This is a genomic window from Salinarimonas sp., from assembly GCF_040111675.1.
GTDB lineage: Bacteria > Pseudomonadota > Alphaproteobacteria > Rhizobiales > Beijerinckiaceae > Salinarimonas.
The window spans coordinates 791,785-814,768 of the sequence record NZ_CP157794.1 but is presented as its reverse complement, the minus strand read 5'-3'; the positions used below and the strand labels follow the sequence as shown (position 1 = coordinate 814,768).

The 22,984-nt window shown below is 70.6% G+C and carries 25 protein-coding genes; 21 read left to right on the top strand and 4 right to left on the bottom strand.

The features are described from left to right. Positions 1 to 57: 57 nt before the first annotated feature. Entirely contained in the window at positions 58 to 1,005 is a 948-nt protein-coding gene (locus ABL310_RS03775) for a DMT family transporter (protein WP_349370375.1), read from the top strand. Between the two features lie 118 nt (positions 1,006 to 1,123). Here ABL310_RS03775 and ABL310_RS03770 read toward each other — a convergent pair whose 3' ends face one another. Next, positions 1,124 to 2,008 carry a LysR substrate-binding domain-containing protein gene (locus tag ABL310_RS03770; protein WP_349370374.1) on the bottom strand — a complete coding sequence of 295 codons (885 nt, stop codon included), beginning with the start codon at positions 2,006 to 2,008 and terminating at the stop codon, positions 1,124 to 1,126. A 196-nt stretch (positions 2,009 to 2,204) separates the two neighbouring features. Here ABL310_RS03770 and ABL310_RS03765 point away from each other — a divergent pair, with 196 nt between their 5' ends. From ABL310_RS03765 to ABL310_RS03755, 3 genes are all read left to right on the top strand, one after another. Further along, positions 2,205 to 2,561, top strand: coding sequence for a DUF1127 domain-containing protein (locus ABL310_RS03765; RefSeq protein WP_349370373.1), 357 nt, complete (start codon positions 2,205 to 2,207; stop codon positions 2,559 to 2,561). 167 nt (positions 2,562 to 2,728) lie between these two features. Next, entirely contained in the window at positions 2,729 to 3,148 is a 420-nt protein-coding gene (locus tag ABL310_RS03760) for a CopG family transcriptional regulator (protein WP_349370372.1), read from the top strand. A 14-nt stretch (positions 3,149 to 3,162) separates the two neighbouring features. Continuing rightward, entirely contained in the window at positions 3,163 to 4,326 is a 1,164-nt protein-coding gene (locus ABL310_RS03755) for a PHB depolymerase family esterase (protein WP_349370371.1), read from the top strand. A 228-nt stretch (positions 4,327 to 4,554) separates the two neighbouring features. Here the strand turns inward: ABL310_RS03755 and ABL310_RS03750 are convergent, their stop codons facing one another. Continuing rightward, positions 4,555 to 5,253, bottom strand: a complete 699-nt coding sequence (locus ABL310_RS03750; RefSeq protein WP_349370370.1) for a DUF937 domain-containing protein — start codon at positions 5,251 to 5,253, stop codon at positions 4,555 to 4,557. A 178-nt stretch (positions 5,254 to 5,431) separates the two neighbouring features. Between ABL310_RS03750 and ABL310_RS03745 the strand changes: the two genes are divergently transcribed. The 7 genes from ABL310_RS03745 to ABL310_RS03715 all read left to right on the top strand — a co-directional run bounded on the left by ABL310_RS03745 (position 5,432) and on the right by ABL310_RS03715 (position 10,628). Then, positions 5,432 to 6,265 carry an urease accessory protein UreD gene (locus tag ABL310_RS03745; RefSeq protein ID WP_349370369.1) on the top strand — a complete coding sequence of 278 codons (834 nt, stop codon included), beginning with the start codon at positions 5,432 to 5,434 and terminating at the stop codon, positions 6,263 to 6,265. A gap of 9 nt (positions 6,266 to 6,274) precedes the next feature. Further along, on the top strand, positions 6,275 to 6,895 hold the full coding sequence (locus tag ABL310_RS03740; RefSeq protein ID WP_349370368.1) for an urease subunit gamma: 621 nt from the start codon (positions 6,275 to 6,277) through the stop codon (positions 6,893 to 6,895). A 44-nt stretch (positions 6,896 to 6,939) separates the two neighbouring features. After that, positions 6,940 to 7,191 carry an AbrB/MazE/SpoVT family DNA-binding domain-containing protein gene (locus ABL310_RS03735; protein ID WP_349370367.1) on the top strand — a complete coding sequence of 84 codons (252 nt, stop codon included), beginning with the start codon at positions 6,940 to 6,942 and terminating at the stop codon, positions 7,189 to 7,191. Then, complete coding sequence (locus tag ABL310_RS03730) at positions 7,188 to 7,589, top strand: type II toxin-antitoxin system VapC family toxin (protein ID WP_349370366.1); 402 nt, start codon at positions 7,188 to 7,190, stop codon at positions 7,587 to 7,589. Before ABL310_RS03735 ends, ABL310_RS03730 begins: the two co-directional genes overlap by 4 nt. 49 nt (positions 7,590 to 7,638) lie before the next feature. After that, entirely contained in the window at positions 7,639 to 9,354 is a 1,716-nt protein-coding gene (gene ureC, locus ABL310_RS03725) for an urease subunit alpha (RefSeq protein WP_349370365.1), read from the top strand. A 105-nt stretch (positions 9,355 to 9,459) separates the two neighbouring features. Beyond that, the gene (locus ABL310_RS03720) at positions 9,460 to 10,074 is read left to right on the top strand and encodes a restriction endonuclease (protein ID WP_349370364.1); all 615 of its coding nucleotides are present in this window, start codon (positions 9,460 to 9,462) and stop codon (positions 10,072 to 10,074) included. Then, on the top strand, positions 10,071 to 10,628 hold the full coding sequence (locus tag ABL310_RS03715; RefSeq protein ID WP_349370363.1) for a hypothetical protein: 558 nt from the start codon (positions 10,071 to 10,073) through the stop codon (positions 10,626 to 10,628). The genes ABL310_RS03720 and ABL310_RS03715 overlap by 4 nt, the downstream gene beginning before the upstream one ends. A 3-nt stretch (positions 10,629 to 10,631) precedes the next feature. Here ABL310_RS03715 and ABL310_RS03710 read toward each other — a convergent pair whose 3' ends face one another. Together ABL310_RS03710 and ABL310_RS03705 are read right to left on the bottom strand one after the other, a co-directional pair. Next, complete coding sequence (locus ABL310_RS03710; RefSeq protein ID WP_349371989.1) at positions 10,632 to 11,189, bottom strand: thioredoxin family protein; 558 nt, start codon at positions 11,187 to 11,189, stop codon at positions 10,632 to 10,634. A gap of 73 nt (positions 11,190 to 11,262) precedes the next feature. Beyond that, complete coding sequence (locus ABL310_RS03705; protein WP_349370362.1) at positions 11,263 to 11,997, bottom strand: cytochrome c biogenesis protein CcdA; 735 nt, start codon at positions 11,995 to 11,997, stop codon at positions 11,263 to 11,265. A 106-nt stretch (positions 11,998 to 12,103) separates the two neighbouring features. On the opposite strand from ABL310_RS03705, the gene ABL310_RS03700 reads away from it, so the two are divergent. The 10 genes from ABL310_RS03700 (at position 12,104) to ABL310_RS03655 (ending at position 22,981) form a co-directional block, all read left to right on the top strand. Next, positions 12,104 to 12,508 carry a thioredoxin family protein gene (locus tag ABL310_RS03700; protein WP_349370361.1) on the top strand — a complete coding sequence of 135 codons (405 nt, stop codon included), beginning with the start codon at positions 12,104 to 12,106 and terminating at the stop codon, positions 12,506 to 12,508. 146 nt (positions 12,509 to 12,654) lie between these two features. Beyond that, on the top strand, positions 12,655 to 14,634 hold the full coding sequence (locus ABL310_RS03695; RefSeq protein WP_349370360.1) for a methyl-accepting chemotaxis protein: 1,980 nt from the start codon (positions 12,655 to 12,657) through the stop codon (positions 14,632 to 14,634). Between the two features lie 160 nt (positions 14,635 to 14,794). After that, positions 14,795 to 16,333 carry a YifB family Mg chelatase-like AAA ATPase gene (locus ABL310_RS03690; RefSeq protein ID WP_349370359.1) on the top strand — a complete coding sequence of 513 codons (1,539 nt, stop codon included), beginning with the start codon at positions 14,795 to 14,797 and terminating at the stop codon, positions 16,331 to 16,333. Positions 16,334 to 16,452: 119 nt separating this feature from the next. Continuing rightward, on the top strand, positions 16,453 to 17,184 hold the full coding sequence (locus ABL310_RS03685) for a LuxR family transcriptional regulator (protein ID WP_349370358.1): 732 nt from the start codon (positions 16,453 to 16,455) through the stop codon (positions 17,182 to 17,184). Between the two features lie 134 nt (positions 17,185 to 17,318). Then, a complete protein-coding gene (locus tag ABL310_RS03680; RefSeq protein WP_349370357.1) occupies positions 17,319 to 17,534 on the top strand; it encodes a hypothetical protein in 216 nt (71 codons plus the stop codon). Positions 17,535 to 17,709: 175 nt separating this feature from the next. Continuing rightward, a complete protein-coding gene (locus ABL310_RS03675; RefSeq protein ID WP_349370356.1) occupies positions 17,710 to 18,459 on the top strand; it encodes a LuxR family transcriptional regulator in 750 nt (249 codons plus the stop codon). A 95-nt stretch (positions 18,460 to 18,554) separates the two neighbouring features. Beyond that, positions 18,555 to 19,196 carry an acyl-homoserine-lactone synthase gene (locus ABL310_RS03670; protein ID WP_349370355.1) on the top strand — a complete coding sequence of 214 codons (642 nt, stop codon included), beginning with the start codon at positions 18,555 to 18,557 and terminating at the stop codon, positions 19,194 to 19,196. A 17-nt stretch (positions 19,197 to 19,213) separates the two neighbouring features. Next, entirely contained in the window at positions 19,214 to 19,435 is a 222-nt protein-coding gene (locus ABL310_RS03665; RefSeq protein WP_349370354.1) for a hypothetical protein, read from the top strand. Positions 19,436 to 19,573: 138 nt separating this feature from the next. Then, positions 19,574 to 21,787, top strand: coding sequence for an ATP-binding protein (locus ABL310_RS03660; RefSeq protein ID WP_349370353.1), 2,214 nt, complete (start codon positions 19,574 to 19,576; stop codon positions 21,785 to 21,787). 174 nt (positions 21,788 to 21,961) lie between these two features. Continuing rightward, positions 21,962 to 22,981 carry a GNAT family N-acyltransferase gene (locus ABL310_RS03655; RefSeq protein ID WP_349370352.1) on the top strand — a complete coding sequence of 340 codons (1,020 nt, stop codon included), beginning with the start codon at positions 21,962 to 21,964 and terminating at the stop codon, positions 22,979 to 22,981. Positions 22,982 to 22,984: the final 3 nt, after the last annotated feature.

The following is a 22,984-nucleotide window of genomic DNA, read 5'->3' as shown; positions in this document are numbered from 1 at the left end:
GCCGCCATCACCAAACGTCGTTTGTGGCGGCGACGGGGCGGGCGTAGCGTCGCGGGCATGTCGACCGCTCCGCCGAACGCGGCCGCGCCTGCCGCAGGCGCCCGCCCCGACCCCGTCCAGGCGGGCCTCGACGCGCGCGCGCTCGGGCTCTACGCCACCGTCGTGTTCTCCTGGGGCGCGAGCTGGATCGCGCTCAAGGCGCAGCTCGGCGTGGTCGCGCCCGAGGTCTCGCTGCTCTGGCGCTTCGTCATCGCCGCCGCGATCATGCTGGCCTGGGTCGCGGCGCGGGGCGAGCGGATGCGCTTTCCCTTGCGTGACCACCTGCGCTTCGCCGCGGCGGGCGCGTTCCTGTTCTCGCTGAACTTCACGCTGTTCTATTACGGCGGCGTGACCATCCCCTCGGGCCTGCTGGCCGTGGTCTTCTCCCTCGCCTCGATCACCAACCTGCTCATGGGCGCGCTTCTGCTGAAGCAGCGGCCGGAGGCGCGGGTGGCGCTCGGCGGCGTGATCGGCGTCACCGGCGTCGCGCTGCTCTACTACCCGCAGATCGCCGGGGCCGGCTTCGACCGCGCCGCCGCTGTGGGGCTCGGCCTGTGCCTTCTCGGCACGCTCTCCTTCTCGCTCGGCAACATCGCCGCCGCGAGCCTGAAGGACCGCGGCGTGCCGCTCCTCTCCGCCAACGCCTGGGGCATGATCTACGGCGTGCTCGTGCTGCTCGCGCTCTCGATCGTGCGCGGCCACGACTTCCAGGTGGAATGGACCCTGCCCTATCTCGGCGGGCTCTTCTTCCTCGCCATCGTCTCCTCGGTGATCGCCTTCGCGTCCTACGTCACGCTCCTGCGCCGCATCGGCCCCGCCCGCGCCGGCTACGCGACGGTGCTGTTCCCCATCGTGGCGCTCTCGGTCTCGACCCTGGTGGAGGGCTACGTCTGGACGTGGCCCGCGATCCTCGGCGCGGGGCTGGCGCTCCTGGGGAACGTTGTGGTGCTGCGGCGGGGGCGGTGAAAGGGATGTCGCGCGACGCGGCCTGAAGGCCGCGAGACCGGCCGCGGCGGTGATGGGTCCCTGGTCGCCGTTCGGGGCCCGGGAGACAGCGCTCGGCGGCCGCCCGAAGTCGCGCCCGCTACTCCGCCGCCGCGCGCGCGGAGCCCAGATTGTCCAGGCTCTGCTTGATCTCCTCCGCCAGCGCCTCGGAGAGCGGCGTCGCCTCGTAGCGGTTGCGCAGGAGCACGATCTTGCAGGTGGCGAGCGCCGGGAAGCCGTCGGAGGGGCCGAGCACGCGCATCCCTGTGCGCACCGCGCTCTCCGGCAGGACGGAGACCGCGAGCCCCGCCTGGACGGCCGCGCCCACCGCGCTCGAGTTCCAGCTGGCGTAGAGGATGCGGAAGGCGCGCCCCTGCGCCTCGAGCCGGCTCGTCGCCGCCTGGCGCCAATCGCAGGTGGGCCGCCCGAGCGCCAGCGGCAGCGGATCCTCCTCGTGCACCGCATGCCGGGCCGAGGTCACCCAGAGCAGGCGCTCGATGCGCACGACCTCCGCCGCCCCGCCCCGGTTCGCCACCTGGGTGACGATGGCGAGATCGAGGTCGCCGCCCTGGATGCGATCCATCAGCATCGGCGATGGCTCGCAAACCACCGTCACCTCCGCGCGCGGATGCGTCTGCGAGAAGCGCACGAGGATCTCGGGCAGGTAGCGCTCGGCGTAGTCGTCCGGAACCCCGAGGCGCACGCGCCCGGTCAGCGCGGCGTCCTCGAAGGAGGCGAGGCATTCGGAATTGAGCCGCACGATGCGCCGCGCGTAGTCGAGCAGCCGCTCCCCGTCCTCGGTGAGGCGCACGCCACGCCCGTCGCGGGAGAAGAGCGGCCGGCCGACGCGCTCCTCCAGCCGCTTCATCTGCATCGAGACGGCGGACTGCGTCTTGCAGACGATCTCGCCGGCGCGCGTGAAGGAGCGCTCGTCGGCGATGGCGACGAAGGTGCGCAGCTGCTCGACGTCGATCATGTGAGCCATGGGCTTCCCCGCGCCGGCTCATTCAAGGCCGTGATCTCTCCTATCAGGAACATTCGTTTCCGTCATCCGCCTCAGGATGGCATAGACGCGGTGCAGCGAAACCAGAGACCACCTGGACTGCCGGGCCCGCGCCGCGGGACCCGCCCTTTCGCATTCGCGCGCCCGGAGCGGCGCGCTCTTCCGAGGAGAGCCGATCATGTCCGGCAAGACCTTTCCCCCGGCCGCGCGGTCGAAGGGCGCGGTCGTCGCCCGCTACCTGTTCCTGAGCCTGGCGGCCACGCTCGCCGCGCTCTGGAAGGCCATGATCAACCGCCGCGCCGTGGTGCGCCTCTCCGATCTCGACGACCGCCTGCTGCGCGACGTCGGCGTGACCCGCGACGACGTCCGCGCCTGCCTCGACACGCCCTACCACGTGGATCCCTCCCACCGGCTGGCGCTTCGACGACTTCAAGGCAAGGCGAAGCGGGCCGCCCGAACGGGCGTAGCCGACTGGCGGCGCGAGGCGAGCGCGGCCGCGGACGCCCGGCTGATGGCGGCCCTGAAGGCGGCGTGAACGCTCGCGGATCGCGGCGACGGTGAGCGAATGGGGAGCGCCTCGGGGGATCGGGGCGCTCTTTTTTTCCGTGACGCTGCCCGGGGGCAGTCGCGCGCCACCTTCCCCTCCCCTTGACGACCCTCCCCAAACCATCCATTTACCATCCACACGGATGGAGTGAACGGATGACGGGCGGAGCACGAGCGGCGGGGGACAAGACCCCCGACAGCGAGAAGATCACGATCAACCTCGGCTATGTCGATCTCGGCCGCGTCGACCTCCTGGTCCAGGAGGGCTTCTACGCCAATCGCAGCGACTTCATCCGCACCGCGATCCGCAACCAGCTGACGCGCGAGGGCGAGGTCGTGGCGCGCACGATCGAGCGGCACACGTTCGATCTGGGGCTGCGCGTCGTCACGCGCGCCGATCTCGAGGCGGCCCGCGCCGCCGGGGAGCGGCTCCATCTCAAGGTGGTGGGCCTCGTGCGCATCGCCGCCGACGTCGACCCCGATCTCGCCCGCGAGACCATCGCTTCCATCACCGTGCTCGGCTCGCTCCAGGCCGGCGGCGACGTGCGCGCCGCCCTGGCCGAGCGCATCGGCTGAGCGAAAGGCCAGACATGAACCGGCACACCCTGTCACCCGCCATGCGCGAGGCGCTCACCCTGACCCGGGCGGGGCGCGTGCTCGAGGCGACGCGCGCCATCCAGCAGGCGCTCGGCGGCGCGGCCGCGGACACCGCGCATGAGCGGGCGCCCGACGCCGCCCCACGGCTCGCGCCGCCCCCCGCTCCTCCTGCGCGGCCCGCGCCCTCCGCCCGCCCGCGCCGGCCGCTCGGCGCGGTGATCGCGGCCCTGCGGGAGGGTCGGCGCGGCCTCGACCTGCCGGGCCTCGACCTGCCGGACAAGCCCCGCCCCGCGCCGAAGCCCGAGCCCCTCGCCGAAGGCGCGCGGTTCGAGTCGCGCAGCCATGCGGGCGCCGCCGGGACGCGCCGCTACAAGCTCTACGTCCCCGCCGGCGCGGCGGCGGCGCGTCCGCGCGGGCTCGTCCTGATGCTGCACGGCTGCACGCAGGATCCGGACGATTTCGCCGCCGGCACACGGATGAACGCGCTGGCGCAGCAGCACGGGCTGATCGTGGCCTATCCCGCGCAGGAGCGCGGCGCGAACCCCAATCTCTGCTGGAACTGGTTCGCCCCCGAGCATCAGGCCCGGGGCGCCGGCGAGCCGGAGATCCTGGCGGGCCTCGCCCGTGCGCTCGCCGCCGAGTTCGGCGTGCCCGACGCGCGCGTCTTCGCCGCCGGCCTCTCCGCCGGCGGGGCGATGGCGGCGGTGCTGGCCCATGCCTATCCGGACCTGTTCGCCGCGGTCGGCATCCATTCCGGCCTGCCGGCGGGCGCCGCGCGCGACGTCGTCTCGGCCTTCGCCGCCATGCGGGGGGACGGCGGGGCGGGGGCGACGCCCGGGCGCGGAACGACGAGAGGGGCGACCCGCACCATCGTCTTCCACGGCGCGGCCGACAGGACCGTCCACGTCTCGAACGCCGCGCGCCTCGCGGCGGGCGTCCATGCCGACGCCGCGACGGCCCCGCCCGAGCACGGCGAAGCCGGCGGCCGCCGCTATCGCCGCGTGCGCATCGGGGACGGCCCTGCGGCGCTGCTCGAGGTCTGGACCATCGCCGGCGCCGGCCACGCCTGGTCCGGCGGCAGCCCGGCCGGCAGCTACGCGGACCCGGCGGGGCCGTGCGCCTCGGGGGAGATGGTGCGGTTCTTCCTGGAGGGGTGAGATTCGGAGGGGTGGGATCCGGAGGGGTGAGGCGCCGTCATCCCGGACGGCGAAGCCGATCCGGGACCCATACGCTCGACCTCGGCTCGAGCGCGCATGGTGCGCTCGTCGCGCGACGCATCAATCGTCGATGTCCTCGAACGCAGCCTGAAGGCTGCGACACCGACGTCGGCGTTTATGGGTCCCGGATCGCCTTCGGCGTCCGGGATGACAGAGGGGCGGCGCGCCTCACTTCCTCCCCCAGAACCCCTCCATCATCGCCTTGACCATCGCCATCTGCGCGTCCTGCATCTCGCGGCCGGCGTCGATCATCTTGCGCATGGCGAGGAAGGCCTCCTCGGAGGCGGCCTGGGCGGCGGCCTGGGGGTCCTGCGGGGTCTCGGGCTCCGGCTCGGGCCTGGGGGGCGCGCCCATCATGGTGGAGAAGATCTCCTCCCAGGGGTTTTCGGTCGCGCCGGACGCGGCCTTGGGCTTCGGCGCAGCGGCCTGCCCGCCTCCCTGCCCGCCCGCGGCGCCCATCCGCGCCATGCCGTCCATCAGCATCGCGGTGAGGATCGGCAGCATCCGGCCCGTCGCCTCGCCGGCGACGCCGGAGAGGGCGGCCGCCTGGTCGGCGACGCGCCGCGCGTAATCGGGCGAGCCGAACAGGGCTGCGAGCGCGCTCTCGCCGGTCTCGCGGGACCGGGGGGAGAAGGCCGCCTTCGGGTCGGTATAGGCGCCGGCGAAGGCGCCCGTCGCCATCAGGCGGGCGAGCGCGTCCATGGTCTCGGGATGCGCGGCCGAGCGCTGCAGGCCCATGGCGAAGGCCGGGACGAGGGCGGCCACCGCCTTCTGCGTCTCCTCCAGGGAGAGGCCGAAGGCCTTGGACACGTTCTCGAAGGCCGCGCCGCCCTGGGCCTGGCGCATCATGTCGAAGAGGTTGGTCATGGGTCGTCGCGATCTCCAGCTCGGGCGCAGTGTGGGGCAACGCGCGGGGGAAGGAAACGGGGTGGCTTTGCGGATGGACGGGCGCCTGCCCGTTTTTTCGGCAGATCGCGCCGCAAGCACGGCCTTGCCCTAAACGAAGCGGGGCGCGACCATGCCGCGTTTCGTGAGACGCGTCCGCATGCCGATGAAAGCCGCCGCCCCCGAGCCCGCCCTGCCCCGCTACATCCGCGCGGCGGGGGGCGTGCGCGTGGCGATCGGGACGACGAAGCGGGGCTCGCGCCCGATGGCGATCGCCGAGCGCGGCGGCTACCGGGTGCGCTTCGTCAACGGGGCACGATGCGAGGGCGTCTATCTCAACACCGGCGGCGGGCTCGCGGGCGGTGACGATCTCGCGCTCGACGTCTCGCTCGCGCCGGGCGCAGCGGCGACGCTGACCACGCAGGCGGCGGAGAAGGTCTACCGGGCGCAGGGCGAGCCGACCGTGATGCGCGTCGCCCTCGATCTCGGCCCCGGCGCGGCGCTGGACTGGCTGCCGCAGGAGCAGATCCTGTTCGAGTGCGCGCGGCTCCACCGGCGCATCGACGTCGCCATGGCCGAGAACGCGCGGCTGCTCATGGTGGAGAGCGCGGTCTTCGGCCGCCTCGCCATGGGCGAGACGATGGAGACGGGCGCGCTCCACGACCGCTGGCGCATCCGCCGCGGCGGGCGGTTCGTCTTCGCCGAGGATCTTCGGCTCGACGGCGCGGTCGCCGAGCTTCTCGCGCGCAAAGCCTGCGGCGCCGGCGCACGGGCGCTCGCCACCGTGCTGCTGGTCTCGCCCGACGCGGAGGCGCGGGTCGAGGCGGCGCGCGCGGCGCTGGCGGACGCAGCCGTCGAATGCGCCGCCGGCGGCTTCGACGGCATGCTGATCGCGCGCTTCCTCGGGCGGGACCCGCAGCGCCTGCGCGCGGATCTCGCCCGCTTCCTGGCGCGGCTCTCCGGCCGCCCCCTCCCCCGCTCCTGGTCCACCTGAGGTGCCGACATGAAGCTCTCTCCCCGCGAGAAGGACAAGCTCCTCGTCGCCATGGCGGCGATGGTGGCGCGCCGGCGGCTCGAGCGCGGCGTGAAGCTCAACTACCCGGAGGCGATCGCGCTGATCACCGATTTCGTGGTGGAGGGCGCGCGCGACGGCCGCTCCGTCGCCGACCTGATGGCGGCGGGCGCGCACGTGATCACCGCCGAGCAGGTGATGCCCGGCGTCGCCGAGATGATCCACGACGTGCAGGTGGAGGCGACCTTCCCGGACGGGACGAAGCTCGTCACCGTGCACGAGCCGATCCGCGGCGCGACGGGGGAGTTCGTCCCGGGCGCGGTCTGCCCGGCGGAGGGCGACATCGTGCTCAACGAGGGCCGCGAGACGATCACGCTCGAGGTCTCGAACACCGGCGACAGGCCGATCCAGGTGGGCTCGCACTACCATTTCGCCGAGACCAACGGCGCGCTGGCCTTCGACCGCGACAAGGCGCGGGGCATGCGCCTCGACATCCCCGCCGGCACGGCCGTTCGCTTCGAGCCGGGCCAGACGCGGGAGGTGACGCTGGTGGCGCTCGCCGGCGAGCGGAAGGTGTACGGGTTCCAGGGGAAGGTGATGGGGGCGTTGTGAGGGTGTGGTAGGATCGGCGGGGTGCAGTGCGGAGGATTTCGAGCATGGGATCGCATGCGACGATCGGCGAGGACGGGTCCGTCGCCGTACCGGATGATGTTCGGCGGGCGTTGGGCTTGAAGGCGGGCGACCGGGTCGAGTTCACCGTCTCGGACCGCGGTCGCGTCGAGATCCGGCGGGTGAAGCAACCCTTCGATCGGCTTGCCGGACTCCTCTCCGATTATGCCCGCCCGGTCTCCGACGAGGACCGTGCGCGCCTCATCGGCGAGGCCATCGGGCGGAAGGGCCGCGAATGAGCGAGCGCATCGGGGTCGACACCAACGTCCTGCTTCGCGGGCTGCTCGGCGACGACGGGGGGCAGCTCGCGCGCGCGACGCGCATTCTCGAGACCGAGCCGTCCACCGAGGTGTTCGTCAACTGCGTGGTTCTCGCAGAGCTCTTCTGGAATCTCCGCGCCGTCGAGAACGTGCCACGCGCGCGCATCGTCGAGGCTCTCGAGGGCCTCTTGTCGACGCAGGGCTTCGCCTTCGAGAACGAAACTGCGGTCGAAGCGGCTTTGAGGGATTATCGCGACGGCCTCGGCGACTTCTCGGACCGCCTCATCGCCCGCATCAACGAGGCGCACGGCGCCTCGCAGACGTTCACGTTCGACCGTAAGGCCGCACGGCACCCGCCGCTCGCGCTGGTGCCCTAGCGCCGACGCCACGCCCCAGAAAGGCCCCGCGCCCAGAAAGGCCCCGCCCATGCCCTACCGCATCACCCGCGCCGCCTACGCCGACATGTTCGGGCCCACCGTCGGCGATCTCGTGCGGCTCGCCGACACGGAGCTGACCATCCGCGTGGAGCGCGACTTCACCGTCTACGGCGAGGAGGTGAAGTTCGGCGGCGGCAAGGTGATCCGCGACGGGATGGGGCAGTCGCAGGCGACGAACGCGCAAGGGGCGGTCGACACCGTGATCACGAACGCGCTGATCGTCGATCATTGGGGGATCGTGAAGGCGGACGTGGGGCTGAAGCACGGGCGCATCGTCGCGATCGGCAAGGCGGGCAACCCGGACGTCCAGCCGGGCGTCGACATCGTCGTGGGGCCGGGCACGGAGGCGATCGCCGGCGAGGGCCGGATCCTCACCGCGGGCGGGTTCGACGCGCACATCCACTTCATCTGCCCGCAACAGGTGGAGGACGCGCTGATGTCGGGCGTCACCACCATGCTCGGCGGCGGCACCGGCCCCGCCGACGGCACCAACGCCACCACCTGCACGCCCGGGCCCTTCCACATGGCGCGCATGCTCGAGGCCGCCGACGGGCTGCCGATGAACCTCGCCTTCTCGGGCAAGGGCAACGCGGCGCTCCCCGGCGCCCTCGTCGAGATGATCGAGGCGGGCGCCTGCGCGCTCAAGCTCCACGAGGATTGGGGGACGACGCCGCAGGCGATCGACACCTGCCTTTCGGTGGCGGACGAATACGACATCCAGGTGATGATCCACACCGACACGTTGAACGAGTCGGGCTTCGTCGAGAACACGATCGCCGCCTTCAAGGGCCGCACCATCCACGCCTTCCACACCGAGGGCGCGGGCGGCGGGCACGCGCCGGACATCATCAAGGTGGCGGGGCTCGCGAACGTGCTGCCCTCCTCCACCAACCCGACGCGGCCCTTCACGGTGAACACGATCGACGAGCATCTCGACATGCTCATGGTCTGCCACCACCTCGACCCGTCGATCCCGGAGGACCTCGCCTTCGCCGAGAGCCGCATCCGCAAGGAGACGATCGCGGCGGAGGACATCCTGCACGACATCGGGGCGCTCGCCATGATGGCCTCCGACAGCCAGGCCATGGGCCGCGTCGGCGAGGTGATCACCCGCACCTGGCAGACGGCGCACAAGATGAAGGCGCAGCGCGGCGCGCTGCCGGAGGACACGGGCTCGGGGGCGGACAATTTCCGGGTGAAGCGCTACATCGCCAAGTACACGATCAACCCGGCGATCGCCCACGGCATCTCCCGGCACATCGGCTCGATCGAGGTCGGCAAGATGGCCGATCTCGTGCTGTGGGACCCGGCCTTCTTCGGGGTGAAGCCGCACCTCGTGCTCAAGGGCGGCGCCATCGTCGCCGCCGCCATGGGCGACCCCAACGCCTCGATCCCGACGCCGCAGCCGGTCCATTACCGCCCGATGTTCGCCGCCTTCGGCAAGGCGCTGGCGGCGACCTCGGTGACGTTCGTCTCGAAGGCCGCCATGGAGCGCGACGTGCGCGGGCGGCTGGGGCTGGCGAAGGAGGTGCTGCCCGTGGAGAACGTGCGCTCCGGCATCTCCAAGGCCGACATGATCCACAATTCCGCCTGCCCGGCGATCACGGTCGACCCGGAGACCTACGCGGTGACGGCGGACGGGGACTTGCTGGTCTGCGAGCCGGCGGAGAGCCTGCCGATGGCGCAGCGGTATTTCTTGTTTTGAGGGTGGGGGGAGCATTTCCGGGCCGCGTTCCTCACCTGCCGTGTTTCCATTCTACGCGCGATGCAATAGAAACGTGCGCGAGGAGAGAATCTATCAGGGGCGAGCATGGCGGTCGGGTCGACAACGGACATTGCGGAACACGTCAGCGACCGCCGCCGAGCCAAGCAATTCGAGAGCGCGATCCGGCAGCTCGACTGGCCGGGCCTCTTCGACCTCTATTGCCAGATTGAAGCCCGCGAAACGCCCGGCTGGCCTTCGGGCCGGGCCTTCGAATACCTGGTTCTACGTGCCTTCGAGCTCGACGGGGCTCATGTGGAGTATCCCTTCAGGGTGACGGAGGGGCGAGAGACGCTCGAAGAGATCGACGGAGCGTTCTACCTCGACGGCCGCGCACATCTGGTCGAGTCCAAGGATCGAGACGCCAACGTCCAGATCGCTCCCATCGCCAAGCTCAGAAATCAGCTTCTTCGGCGTCCAGCCGGAGTGGTCGGCATCGTTTTTGGGCGGAACGGATTTTCCTCGCCGGCGCGCACGCTGGCGAGCTACGGAGCGCCCCAGGCGATCCTCCTCTGGGAAGGCGAGAAGGTGAAGTGGCTCCTCGGCCAGTGCCGCCAGGGCGAAGCGGAAGCGCGCTTGTTCGCCAAGGCGCTCGAACTGAAGTATCGTCACTACGTCGAGCGGGCGATCCCCACACTGGATGTCAAGGAGGCGATGGCATGACGACGCTCGTCACCGAGGGAATCCTCGACGAGAGGCTATGGCGCGCCCTGCTGCGAGCGACGCGACAGGACGGCGTTCGCGTCCTCTCGGCGGGAGGGCGATCCGCCGCGGTCTCGAAGGCGAACACCATCCTGGTCCTTCGTGACGAGCCCGTCGCGCTCGTTCTTGACGCGGACACGAGCGACCGGCGCCTCCTCGAGAACGAAACTGCGACCGCCCGCTTCGCGCTTCAGCTGGGTGCGGACGACGTCCCCGCAGAGGCGTTCCTGATAGTCCCCGCAACGGAAGCGCTGTATCTCTCCGACGATGCGTTCATCGCGCAGATGCTTGGACGTCCGCTCACGGAAGTCCAGCGCGTTCGCGCCGAATACGAGCCGCAACGCGTCATTCGCGAGCTTCTCGGCGCCGACGGCGTCCGTCGGCTCGTCGAGCGGCTGGAGGCGGATGCTCAAGCAGCAGAGCGCATCGCGCGCTCGGATGCAGCGGCCCCGGTCCTCGCCTTTATCGAGTCCAGCCGCGCCTGGGAGCGCGCAACCGAGGCCATCACCGGGTAGCCCTCACCCCCTCAACCACTCCTCAACCCCCATCCCCCGATACCCCTCCTCCGCCACATACGCGAACATCCGCCGAAACCGCTCCGGCTCGTGGTAGCCGAGCATGCGGAAGACCTCGCGTTCGCCCGGGGGCGCCGCGGCCAGGCCGTCGACGGATGCCGGGAAGAACTGCACCGTGGGGGTGAAGCGCACGCCGTATTTCGCGGCGAGCTCCTTCTCGGAGAGCGTCTCGCCGTCGAAGTCGGTCACCTCCAGCGAGCCGATGATATTCAATTGCAGGATGGCGAAGCGCTCGCGGATGTAGGTCTCGACCGCGGGGTCGGCGAAGTTGATCAGGTGGGTGTCGCGGCAAGAGGGGCAGCCGCGCAATTCCCACATGATCGCGAAGCGCTTGCCCGCGGCCGCGGCGTCCTCGAGGTCGGGGCCGAGCTCGAGGAAGCTCTCCAGGAACCACGATTGGCGGTAGAGGCCGTCGTCGGTGCGGATCGTCTCCGCGCGGGCGGGCCCGGCGGCGAGCGACGCCGCCCCGGCGCCGAGGATCAGGTCGCGTCGCGTCACCACCATCGCTCGTCCCTCCCGTTTCCCGCGCGAGGCCAGCCTTCCACCGCGCCCGCGCCTTCTCACCATGTCGCGATCAGCCGATGCGTCCCAGCACCGGCACGGCGTCGAGGAGCCAGCCGGCGAGGATCGGCATCCAGCCGAGGAAGATCAAGGCCCCCGTGGCGACGAGCGCGCCGCCCATCGTCTTCTCCACCGCGCCGAGATGACGCTTGAAGCGCGCGAGCCAGCGCAGGAACGGCCCGGTGAAGAGGGCGGCGATCAGGAACGGGATGCCGATCCCGGCCGCGTAGGCGGCGAGCAGGCCCGCGCCGCGGCCCCAGCCTTCCTCCATGCCCGCCACCATCAGGATCGAGGCCAGCACCGGCCCGACGCAGGGCGACCAGCCGAAGGCGAAGGCGAGGCCCACGACGAAGGCGCCGGCGAGGCTCGCGGGCCTCGTCGCGACATGCACCCGCGCCTCGCGCATCAGGAAGAACCAGCGGAAGGCGCCGAGCATGTGCAGGCCGAGGATCACGATGATCACGCCCGCGATCTGCGAGAGCAGGATCATGTGCTGCGAGACGAAGCCGCCGAGCGTCGTCGCCGCCGCGCCGAACGCGACGAAGACGAGGCCGAAGCCGAGCACGAAGGCGAGCGCGCGGGAGAAAGCCCGCCCGGTCGTCGCCGCGCGCGGCTCCTTCGTCAGCTCCTCGAGCGAGGCGCCGGCGAGGAAGCACAGATAGGGCGGCACCAGCGGCAGGATGCAGGGCGACAGGAACGAGAGCAGCCCCGCGCCGAGGGCGGCCGCGAGCCCTATGTCCATGCCCATCCGCGTTTCCTCGTCTTACATTCCTGTTTCGTGATATGTTACGGGAAACGCGGACGGGGGCAAGACGGGCCCGGCACGGGCTCCTGCGGACGCGAGCGAGGACCGCATGCGCGCTTTCACACGACGGAACGTTCTGACCGCGCTCGCGGCGCTCGCGGGCGCGGTGGCGCTCGGGCGGGGGATGCCGGCCCGGGCCGGGTCGGTCGAGATGGTGATGTTCCGCCGCGCCGGCTGCCCCTGGTGTCACACCTGGGATCGCGAGATCGGCGCCATCTGGCCGAAGTCCGACATCGGATCGCGGCACGCCATGCGCATGGTCGATCTCGACGCCGACCCGATGCCGGAGATCGCGCTCGACCGCCCGGTCCGGTTCACGCCGACCTTCGTCGTCGCCGTCGACGGCGCGGAGATCGGGCGGATCGAGGGCTATCCGGGGCAGGACTTCTTCTGGGGGCTGATGGAGCGGCTGGCCGCGCAGGCCGAAGGCGCGGCGCCCCCCGTGGTGAACTGAGCGCGGCTGCCCGGATTTCTTCTTAGCAGCGTGGTGCGGCGTTCCGGCCGACCAGACCCGGCATTCGCTTTACGTAACGTTCATTCACACAAATGTTAGTGTCGACTCCGTCAGCTCCGGACGGTCCGGCGCGTGCGGAGAAACACATGTCGGCGTTTTTGTCTCGGTTCGGGGTCAAGTTTCAGATCGGGCTTCTCGCAGCTCTCGGCGTCATCGGGTTCGCGGTCGCCACGCTCGTCTTCATGGATGGCGTGCGGCGCATCGAGGCGACCTCGAACGCGCTCGAGCGGCTCAGCGCCCGCGAGCTCGCGGCGGCCTCCGCGGCCCGGGATCTCGCCGATGCCCGCATCGTCGACACCCGCTTCCTGATGGCCCCCTCCGACGCGCTCGTCGCCCGGCACGCCCACGACGTCGCCGAAGCCGCCCGGGCGCTCGACAGCCTCGCGCGCGAACCCGGCGCCATCGCCGCGCGGCTGGCGCGGCTCGACGAGGTCGCGACCGCGTACGGCGCGCGCTTCGCCGATCTCGTCGCGCTGCAGCGCCGCCTCGGCTATTCGGAGAGCGAGGGCCTCCAGGGCGCGTTGCGCGAGGCCGTGCACGGGGTCGAAGAGCGCCTGAAGAGCTTCGGCGACGCCGAGCTGCAGGTGCTGATGCTGATGATGCGCCGGCACGAGAAGGACTTCATCATGCGCGGCGGCGCCCGCTACGTCGAGGCGCACCAGACGCGCCGCGGCGAGTTCGAGGCGCTGCTCGCGGGGCGCGCGAGCCTCCCCGCCGCGGATCGCCGCGCGATCTCGGAGCTGATGACGACCTACGGCGCCGCCTTCGACGCCTTCGCCGCGGCGCAGGAAGAGGCGGGCGCCGTCGCGGCCGCGCTCGCCGCGCTCTACGCCGAGGCGGAGCCGGCGATCGCCGCCATGCTCGACGAGATCGGCGCGGCCTACGAGGCGGGCCTCGCGGCTCTGGTCGCGCAGGAGGCGGCGGTTGAGCGCACCGCCTGGATCGCCGCGGGTCTCATCCTGACGCTCCTGCTCGCGGGCTCGTGGCTCGTCGGGCGCTCGCTGGCGAACCCGCTCGTGGCGCTCTCCGACGCCCTCGCCCGGCTCGCCGGCGGCGATGTCGCCGTCGTCGTCCCGGGCACCGGACGGCGCGACGAGCTCGGCGCCATGGCCCGCGCGCTGGACGGCTTCAAGGCCGCCCTCGCCCGCAATGCAGAGATGGAGGCCGAGGCCAAGACGCGGGAGCGCGCCGAGGCGGCGGAGCGCGCGCGGCTGCTCGCGAGCCTCGCGCAGGACTTCGAGGAGCAGGTCGGCGGCATCGTCGCGACGGTGGCCGAGACCGCGCGCGGCCTCAACGGCTCCGCCGACGCGCTGACCACGACGGCGCAGGCGACGGCCGTACAGGCGAGCGCGGCGGCCGCGGCCTCGGAGCAGGCGGCGGCGAATGTCGGGACCGTGGCGGCCGCGGCCGAGGAGCTCGCCTCCTCCACCGCCGAGATCGGCCGGCAGGTCTCCGAATCCACCGCCATGGCGGGGGATGCGACGCGCCAGGCCACCGGCGCGGTGACGCAGGTGCGGGGCACGGCGGAGGCGGCGCAGCGCATCGGCGACATCGTCGCGCTGATCCAGGAGATCGCCGAGCAGACCAACCTCCTCGCGCTGAACGCCACGATCGAGGCGGCGCGCGCGGGGGAGGCCGGGCGCGGCTTCGCCGTCGTCGCCGCCGAGGTGAAGCGTCTCGCCGACCAGACCAGCAAGGCCACCGTCGACATCGGCCGCCAGGTGGAGGGCATCCAGTCCGCCACCGCCGGCTCGGCCGAGGCGATCGCGCAGATCGCCCGCGTCGTGGAGGGGCTCTCGGCGACCTCGACCGCGATCGCCGCCGCGGTGGAGCAGCAGGGCGCGGCGACGCAGGAGATCGCGCGCAACGTGCAGCAGGCCTCGGCCGGCACTGCGGAGGTGTCGCGCGGCATCGCGGGCGTCACCGACGCGGCGGGCACGGCCAGCGCCTCGGCTTCCGAGGTGCTGCGCTCGTCGAGCGATCTCTCCAGCCGGGCGGACGAGCTGACGCGCGCCGTGCGCGGCTTCGTCGAGGCCGTGACGCGGGACGGCGCGAAGGCGGCCTGATCCGCCGGAGCGTCGTCTCGTCCACCGCCCGGGTCCCACGCGGTGGCATGATGCTCCGGGCGCGTTGCGCGGGCGAAACCCGCGCAACCGCGCTTGTCAGCGGCGAACGGATGTGCAACCTTGATTGCGCTCAACCCTTTCGCCGCCGTCGAGGTTGCCCATGGTCACGCGCGTCTCCACCGTCTCCTTCGAAGGCGTCGAGGCGCGCGCGGTCGAGGTCCAGGTGCAGATCGCGCCGGGGGACGTGAAGTTCAACATCGTCGGCCTGCCGGACAAGGCCGTTGGCGAAAGCCGCGAGCGCGTGCGCTCGGCCATGATCTCGTCCGGGCTCGCGCTGCCGACGAAGCGCATCACCGTCAACCTCGCCCCGGCGGACACGCCCAAGGAGGGCAGCCATTTCGACCTGCCGATCGCGCTCGGCCTGATGGCGGCGCTGGGCGCCATCCCCTCGGACGCGCTCGAGGGCTACACGGTGCTGGGCGAGCTGGCGCTGGACGGCACGATCACGCCGGTGGCGGGGGTGCTGCCGGCGGCGATCGCCGCGCTCTCGCGGGAGCACGGGCTGATCTGCCCCAAGGCCTGCGGGCCGGAGGCGGCCTGGGCCTCTGAGGGGATCGAGGTGCTCGCGCCGGAGAACCTCATCCAGCTCGCCAACCACTTCAAGGGCACGCAGGTGCTGGCGAAGCCGACGCCCGCCGTGGCCGCGGCCGCGGGGGACCTGCCGGACCTGCGCGAGATCAAGGGCCAGGAGAGCGCCAAGCGCGCGCTGGAGATCGCCGCCGCGGGTGGGCACAACCTGCTCATGTCCGGCCCGCCGGGCGCCGGGAAATCGATGCTGGCGCAGCGCCTGCCTTCGATCCTGCCGCCGCTCTCGCCGCGGGAGCTGCTCGAAGTGTCGATGGTGCATTCCGTCGCGGGGCTGATCCAGGAGGGCAAGCTCTCGGACCGGCGGCCGTTCCGAGCGCCGCACCATTCGGCCTCGACGGCGGCCCTCGTCGGCGGCGGCGTCACCGCCCGGCCGGGCGAGGTGTCGCTCGCCCATCGCGGGGTGCTCTTCCTCGACGAGCTCCCCGAATTCCAATCGCAGACGCTCGACAGCCTGCGCCAGCCCATGGAGACGGGCGAGGTGATGATCGCGCGCGCCAACGCGCGCTGCACCTACCCGGCCCGCTTCCAGCTCGTCGCCGCCATGAATCCCTGCCGCTGCGGCCAGGCGACCGAGCCCGGCTACGCCTGCCGGCGCGGGCCCAACGAGCGCTGCATGGCGCAGTACCAGGCGCGGCTCTCGGGCCCTCTCCTCGACCGCGTCGACCTCACGATCGAGGTCCCGGCCGTGAGCGCGGCCGACTTGATTCTCCCGCCGCCGGCGGAAGGTTCGGGCGAGGTGGCCTCCCGCGTCGCCGCCGCCCGCGCCGTGCAGGCCGCGCGCTACGCCGAAGCCGGCCTCGCCTCGACGGTCACCAACGCCTCCTGCCCCGGCAAGGTGCTGGAGGAGGTGGCCGCGCCGGACAGCGAAGGCCTCGCCCTCGTGCGCAACGCCTCCGAGGCGATGCGCCTCTCCGCCCGCGGCTTCCATCGCGTGCTCCGCGTCGCCCGCACCCTCGCCGACCTCGACGGCGCGACACAGGTCAGACGCGTGCACCTCGCGGAGGCGCTGTCGTATCGTTCGCACTTGGATCGACGCAAGGTTGCCGCTTGACGATTGCGCCGAGTAGCGATTTTCTCTGCCGGGTCGATGGAATGCGGCATGCCGCCCGCCTATGATCCGGCCGCGAGCGTCGCTTCGCATTCCGGTGAGCATGACCAGCGGAGGCGCCGGTGTACGGAACGCTGACCGATTTCGCCGGAGAGGCTCTCGCCTGCGTCGAGGCCATCGACCGAGCAGTCACCTTGGACGCGCTCGCCTACGAGGTCGATCGCGGGCTCAACCGCTTCGGGTTCGAGCACTTCGTCGTCACGCTTTTTCCCAGCGCCGGGCAGTCGATCGAAGACGCCATTCTGCTCTCCCGACTGCCCGACGGCTGGACGCGGATCTACGCGGAGCGCTCCTTCCTCGACCATGATCCCGTGTTTCGCCACTGCCAGATCGCTTCGAACGCGTTTACCTGGACCGACGCGATCCGCCACGAAGCCCGAGATCTCGCGTCACAGAACGTCATGAGCGAGGCGAGGCGCTACGGAATGATCGACGGCATCTGCCTTCCGGTGCAGGGCGCGAGCGGCTTGGAGGGCTGCGCCTCTCTCAGCGGCCGCGCGCCGGATCTGTCGTCTCGCGTTCGGCCTGTCGTACACTTCATCGCAGCTCACGCCTATTTGCGAAGCCGCCAGATGGTGCGACGCAACCGAGACCCCCGCCTGCTCACCCCACGAGAGCGGGAAGTCCTGACATGGGCCGCGCGCGGCTTTTCCGCTGCACGGACGGCTGGAATGCTCGGAATTACGGAGCGCACCGTTACAGCTCATATCGTGAGCGCCTGCGAAAAGCTGAACGCGGCGAACAAGACGGCAGCCGTCGCGCAGGCCATCCACCGCGGGCATATTTCGCTGTAGCTGTATTTTCTTACAATTCAATGCGGCGCGTTCCCTGTCACAGTGCTCACGTGCAGGCAGCTACGCGTCGCCCCTCGTTGTTTCGATCGCCTCGACGCGCCTGCGCCGGAGTACCAGGTCTCGAGGATCAATCGATGTCGAAATCCACTCCCGTCAATCTCGAAAAGTCGCGAAAGGAAAGGAAGCCGCTACGTCTGTCGCCGCAGGAGATGAAGGCGCTGTATCTTCTGCGAGAACCCTTGATGGAGGACATCATCGAGCTTTCGATGATGCTCGAGGAAACGGAGAGGAAGCTGGCGCTCGATATGCTCATCGCCATCATGTCTCACAAGAAGCGCTCCCTGTCCTGAGCGGCCTGTTCCGGGCTGCGCGGAGCGCCGTTCTGTCCGAGGCATCTTCATTTTTCGCCCGAAAAGTGCCATGATGCCTCGGACACAATGGTCGGAGATACCCCGTCCATCCACGGTTGCGATCTCGATCGGTGCCGTCGCTCCACCTCTCCGGGCCTACTTCTGAGATGTCGACATGCATGCCGCGATGCCTGAGAACAGCAATCTGGTGTTCGACCTGATCGACAGGATCGCTGCCGCGGAGAAGCTCGAGGAGGGCCACGACGTCCTGCGGGAGAACCTCCAGAGATTCGACCTCAAGCATGCAGCCTATCTGGGGTTGAACATCCCCTCCGAACGCCGGCGACGTCCTTTGATCGCGGTGACCTACTCGCCCGATTGGCAACGCCATTACCTGCAGAGCGACTACGTCAATCTCGATCCGGTAGTGTCCCTCGGGCTCGGCGGCGTGCTGCCGATCGACTGGGGGGAGATCGATCGGTCGAAGCCCAAGGTGCGGAAGATCTTCGGCGAGGCGCAGGAATTCGATCTCGGAACGCAGGGGCTTTCCTTCCCCATTCGCGGTCGGCACGGCGAGTTCGCACTCTTCTCGATCAACAGCGACGTACCGTCGCATGCATGGGGTGCCCAGAAGCGCGTGCTGATCAAGGAGTTCATGGTCATTTCTTATTATTTCCATTCCTGGGCGTTACGAGTGGAGAAGGTCGACCAGAACGATTACGCTCTTAAGTTGTCTGAGCGCGAAAAAGAATGCTTGAGATGGTCCGCTGCGGGCAAGACCATCTGGGACACGTCCGCCATCCTCGGCCTGAGCGAACGCACCGTTCGGTTTCACCTAGAGAATGCTCGCGCCAAGCTGAATGCGCTGTCGACGACCCACGCGGTATCGAAGGCAATTTCTTATGGTGTAATACCGCTACCGTAGAGTGAACACCTGTCTTATTCGACAGGTTTCATCTTGTTAAGTTCGTGCAACATTCCGCCCGTTGGCTGTGGCATCACAATCGACGGGAGAGAAACATGATCCGCGTCATTCAAGGCCATCAGCGGGGGGCTTACCCGCGAGAAGTGGATGCGATGCATCGCATCCGCAAGAAGGTCTTCCACGACCGGCTCGGCTGGGACGTCTCGGTCATCGGTGATTGGGAGATCGACGGTTTCGATGCTCTGGACTGCGTGTACCTCGTCTGCATCGACGACGAGGAGAACGTCATCGGCAGCATCCGTCTTCTGCCCACGACCGGCTTCAACATGTTGAACGACGTGTTTCCGGAGCTGCTTCCGGAGGGTACCCGCGTCGAGAGCCCGCTCATCTGGGAGTCGAGCCGTTTCTCCATCGATCCGGACGCCGATCGGGAGCTGACCAAGAACCGGCTCAGCCGGCCGACGGCGGAACTCATCCTCGGCATGAACGAGTTCGGCCGCCGGCTCGGCCTCACCCACATCGTGACCGTCTACGACGCTTTCATCGCCCGCATTCTCCGGCGTGCGGATTGTCGTGGCGAGCCGATCTCCAGCCCCGTCCGGATCGGCAAGACGATCGCCTTCGCGGCGCTCTTCGAGATCGGTGACGAGATGGAATCGGCGTTGCGGCGCGCGAGCGGGATCGCAGGCCCGATCCTCGAGGACGATCAGCAGGCCGCGTCGGCATCGGCCGCCTAAAGACACCGGGTGCCTTAATGTCCAAGATGTCGATCGAAGTGAAGAGCCGCGCGGGGAAAAGCGAGGAGAAGGATTGTCTCAAGCTCACCCCGCGTGACATGCGCAGCCTCTACTTCCTCCGTGAGCCGTACATGGATCAGATCGTCGACGCCGCGGTGATGCTCGACGAGCACGATCGGAAGCTGGCCGCGCGTATGCTGCAGGCGCTGATCGAGCACCGCCGCAACTCGCTGTCCTGAGCCGAGACGGTGGTGAAGAGGGCCTGAACCGGATCCGCGCCCTTCGCGCAGATCCGGCAAGCCCGCCTTCACCACCTTTCTCAAGCCGTCCTTCAGCGCTGTTTCGCCATGATCCCTACCGGACGACGGGGTGGGGTCATGGACCAGGGCATCGACACGGCTGGCGCATCGGCGGGAAATCTCGCCGGCGCCGTCTTCACCATCACGCCGCTGACGGCGGCGCTCGCGCTCGCCGCCGCGCTGGCCCTCGCCGGCGTGATCGCCGCGGTGCTGATCCTGCGCGACCACATGCGCGTCGAGGCGCGAGCGCGCGCGCTCGAGGCGGAGATCGAGGCCCTTCAGGATCGGCTCTGGCGGGCGGAGGAGGGCGAGCACTTCTTTCGCACCCTCGCCGAATCCCAGCTCGACGCCCTGGTCCAGCGAGACGCCGCCGGGCGCGTCACCTACGCCAATGCGGGCTTCGCGCGGCTCCTCGGCGCACGCTCGGGCGATCTCGTCGGGCGCAAGGCGGCCCTGCGCATCGTCGAGACCCGCGCCGCGCAGCCCGGGCCGGACGGCTCCCGGCTCGTCGACGAGGCGATCGAGACGGAAGACGGCGTGCGCTGGTTCGCCTGGATCGAGACGCAGACCCGCGGCCGAAGCGGGGCGATCGAGACCCTGCGCGCCGGCCGCGAGATCACCGACCGCATCGACGCCGAGACCGCGCTCGCCGAGGCGCGCGCCCGCGCGGAGGCGGCGAGCGAGGCGAAGTCGCGCTTCCTCGCCACCGTCAGCCACGAGTTCCGCACGCCGCTCGGCGGCATCCTCGGCATGGCGGACCTGATCCTCGACACGCCGTGCGATCCCGAGCAGACCACGTACGCCCAGGCCATCAAGACGTCCGGTGGAGCGCTCCTCTCCCTCATCGACGAGATCCTCGATTTCTCCCGCATCGAGGCCGGCAAGCTGACGCTCGCGCCGGCCCCGTTCGGCCTCGCCGCCTGCGTCGAGGGCGTGGTCGAGCTGCTCGCGCCGCGCGCGCAGGGCAAGGGCGTCGAGATCGCCGCCTTCGTCGCCGCGGACCTCCCGCCACGGGTGATCGGCGACGCGGATCGCATCCGGCAGATCCTCGTCAATCTCGCCGGCAACGCCGTGAAGTTCACCGAGGCCGGCGGCGTCGGGGTCGAGGCGCTGCCAGGCGCCGATGGCGGCGTGGTGCTGCGCGTCTCCGACACGGGACCCGGCATCGCGCGTGAACGCGTGCCGCACCTGTTCGAGGAGTTCGAGCAGGGCGACGGCTCGGCCGCCCGCCGCCATCCCGGCACCGGTCTCGGCCTCGCCATCACCCAGCGCCTCGTCGCCGGCATGGGCGGGACGATCGCCGTCGACAGCGCCCCGGGCGAGGGCGCACGCTTCACCGTCACGCTCCCGCTTCCCGCCGCCGAGGCGCCGACGGCGGCGCTCACGGCCGAGACGGATCCGGCGCCGCTCGCGGGCAAGCGGATCCTGGTGCTCGGCCGCTCGCCGTTCGAGGCGCCGTTCATCGCACGGCGCCTCGCCGAGGCCGGCGCGCAGGCGAACCTCGTCGACAACGAGGCCGAGGCGCTGGCCAAGATCGCCATGGCCGCCGAGGGGCGCGAGGCCTACGACGCGCTCCTCGTCGATTGCGCGCTCGGCGACGAGCTGGCCCGCGACGTCGCGGCGGCGGCCCGCGAGGCCGGGGTGCCGCGCTCGATCGTGCTGGTCTCACCCTTCGAGCGACGCGATCTCGGCTCGCCGACGGCGGCGGGCTACGACGGCTATCTGGTCAAGCCCGTGCGCGGCCGCTCCCTGGTGCAGAGGCTGGCCGAGCCCCTGGCGCCGCGGCCCAGCCCGGCGGCGGCCTGCGCCGAGAGCGCGGCGCAACCGGCGCTGCGCCGTCTGCCCGGCGAGCGCGGCAACGCCCCGCGATCCGGCGCGCCGCGCGTCCTGCTCGCGGAGGACAACGAGATCAACGCCCTCCTCGCCCTGAAGGCGCTGGAGAAACGGGGCGCGGTCGTCGACTGGGCCAAGGACGGGCACGAGGCCGTCGCCTTGGCGGAAGCCTCGTTCGCCGGGCTCCGGCCCGATTACGACGTCGTGCTCATGGACATCCGCATGCCGGGCCTCGACGGACTCGAGGCGACGCGGCGCATCCGCACGCTGGAGCGGGCGCTCGGCCGCCGGCGCCCGCGGCGCATCGTGGCGCTCACCGCGAACGTGCTCAAGGAGGACGAGGAGGCCGCCGGCGCGGCCGGTCTCGACGGCTTCATCCCCAAGCCGCTGGAGCCGCGCCTGCTCGACGGCCTGTTCGGCGCGGCCGTACGGGACCGCACGCTCGCGCGCGCCGGCTGAACGAAGCCGCTGCCGCAACGGATTTCGCGCGTCTCGCCGAACTTTGTTGCGCCGGCTATGGTGACAAGCGCAACCATCCTGTCACAATTGTGTTGAAACGCTATGGTTCAACAGCCGAAAGGCGGACGCGGCGAGAGAATCGCGATGCGGAGGGCACCGCCGGACGAGGATGAAATGGCGCCGCTGCCTGCCGAAGCGACGCCGAGCCGGCTTCCCAGCCGCTTCGGCTCGATGTTGACCTCCCCCCACATCACGAGCTTCGTTCGTCCCTTCCGCAAGAAGGGCTCGGCGGCGATCGCCTTCCTGCGCGGCGCGAACATGAATCGCGCGCCCGTGACGCGCCCGCTCGACCCGGTGCTCGGCCGGATCGGCTCGCTCGAGGTGCGCATCGCCACGACGCCGAAGCAGATCCGCGCGGCCCAGCGCCTGCGCTACAAGGTGTTCTACGAGGAGGGCAACGCCCTCCCCCACACGACCTCGGCCCTGGCGCGGCGGGACTTCGACGAGTACGACGCGATCTGCGACCACCTGCTGGTGCTCGACCACGCCGCGCCGTCCAATCTCGGCGAGCCGGCGCGGGCGCTGCGCGGCGTCCCGGCGCGGAAGAAGCAGCCGGCGGTGGTCGGCACCTATCGCCTGCTGCGGCAGGAGGTGGCCGAGCGGCATTTCGGGTTCTATACCCAGGCCGAGTACGACATCGCGCCGATCCTCGCCGCGCATCCGGCGAAACGCTTCCTCGAGCTCGGCCGCTCCTGCGTGCTCAAGCCCTACCGCAACAAGCGCACGGTGGAGCTGCTCTGGCACGGCATCTGGACCTACGTGCTGCACCATCGCATCGACGTGATGCTGGGCTGCGCCAGCCTGGAAGGCACGGATCCCGACAAGCTCGCCCTGCCGCTGTCGTTCCTGCACCACCACGCGACCGCGCCCGAAGACTGGCGCGCCCGCGCCCTCGACGAGCGCTACGTCTCGATGGATCGCCTCGCCAAGGACGCGATCGACCCGAAGACGGCGCTGCACGCCCTGCCGCCCCTGATCAAGGGCTACCTCCGGCTCGGCGCGACCTTCGGGGACGGCGCGGTCATCGACACGCAGTTCGGCACGACGGACGTGCTCGTGGTGCTGCCGGTCTCGGCGATCAACCCGCGCTACGTCGCCCATTTCGGCTCGGACGCGCAGCGCCACGCGGCATGAGGC

Bases quoted from the DNA above. Each gene is read 5' to 3' on its own strand.
- ABL310_RS03690 (WP_349370359.1), top strand. From the start codon at position 14,795: ATGGTCACGCGCGTCTCCACCGTCTCCTTCGAAGGCGTCGAGGCGCGC.
- ABL310_RS03760 (WP_349370372.1), top strand. From the start codon at position 2,729: ATGACGGGCGGAGCACGAGCGGCGGGGGACAAGACCCCCGACAGCGAG.
- ABL310_RS03680 (WP_349370357.1), top strand. From the start codon at position 17,319: ATGTCGAAATCCACTCCCGTCAATCTCGAAAAGTCGCGAAAGGAAAGG.
- ABL310_RS03655 (WP_349370352.1), top strand. From the start codon at position 21,962: ATGGCGCCGCTGCCTGCCGAAGCGACGCCGAGCCGGCTTCCCAGCCGC.
- ABL310_RS03765 (WP_349370373.1), top strand. From the start codon at position 2,205: ATGTCCGGCAAGACCTTTCCCCCGGCCGCGCGGTCGAAGGGCGCGGTC.
- ABL310_RS03675 (WP_349370356.1), top strand. From the start codon at position 17,710: ATGCATGCCGCGATGCCTGAGAACAGCAATCTGGTGTTCGACCTGATC.
- ABL310_RS03660 (WP_349370353.1), top strand. From the start codon at position 19,574: ATGGACCAGGGCATCGACACGGCTGGCGCATCGGCGGGAAATCTCGCC.
- ABL310_RS03665 (WP_349370354.1), top strand. From the start codon at position 19,214: ATGTCCAAGATGTCGATCGAAGTGAAGAGCCGCGCGGGGAAAAGCGAG.
- ABL310_RS03715 (WP_349370363.1), top strand. From the start codon at position 10,071: ATGACGACGCTCGTCACCGAGGGAATCCTCGACGAGAGGCTATGGCGC.
- ABL310_RS03720 (WP_349370364.1), top strand. From the start codon at position 9,460: ATGGCGGTCGGGTCGACAACGGACATTGCGGAACACGTCAGCGACCGC.
- ABL310_RS03750 (WP_349370370.1), bottom strand. From the start codon at position 5,253: ATGACCAACCTCTTCGACATGATGCGCCAGGCCCAGGGCGGCGCGGCC.
- ABL310_RS03705 (WP_349370362.1), bottom strand. From the start codon at position 11,997: ATGGGCATGGACATAGGGCTCGCGGCCGCCCTCGGCGCGGGGCTGCTC.
- ureC (WP_349370365.1), top strand. From the start codon at position 7,639: ATGCCCTACCGCATCACCCGCGCCGCCTACGCCGACATGTTCGGGCCC.
- ABL310_RS03770 (WP_349370374.1), bottom strand. From the start codon at position 2,008: ATGGCTCACATGATCGACGTCGAGCAGCTGCGCACCTTCGTCGCCATC.
- ABL310_RS03670 (WP_349370355.1), top strand. From the start codon at position 18,555: ATGATCCGCGTCATTCAAGGCCATCAGCGGGGGGCTTACCCGCGAGAA.
- ABL310_RS03775 (WP_349370375.1), top strand. From the start codon at position 58: ATGTCGACCGCTCCGCCGAACGCGGCCGCGCCTGCCGCAGGCGCCCGC.
- ABL310_RS03695 (WP_349370360.1), top strand. From the start codon at position 12,655: ATGTCGGCGTTTTTGTCTCGGTTCGGGGTCAAGTTTCAGATCGGGCTT.
- ABL310_RS03735 (WP_349370367.1), top strand. From the start codon at position 6,940: ATGGGATCGCATGCGACGATCGGCGAGGACGGGTCCGTCGCCGTACCG.
- ABL310_RS03745 (WP_349370369.1), top strand. From the start codon at position 5,432: ATGCCGATGAAAGCCGCCGCCCCCGAGCCCGCCCTGCCCCGCTACATC.
- ABL310_RS03730 (WP_349370366.1), top strand. From the start codon at position 7,188: ATGAGCGAGCGCATCGGGGTCGACACCAACGTCCTGCTTCGCGGGCTG.
- ABL310_RS03740 (WP_349370368.1), top strand. From the start codon at position 6,275: ATGAAGCTCTCTCCCCGCGAGAAGGACAAGCTCCTCGTCGCCATGGCG.
- ABL310_RS03700 (WP_349370361.1), top strand. From the start codon at position 12,104: ATGCGCGCTTTCACACGACGGAACGTTCTGACCGCGCTCGCGGCGCTC.
- ABL310_RS03755 (WP_349370371.1), top strand. From the start codon at position 3,163: ATGAACCGGCACACCCTGTCACCCGCCATGCGCGAGGCGCTCACCCTG.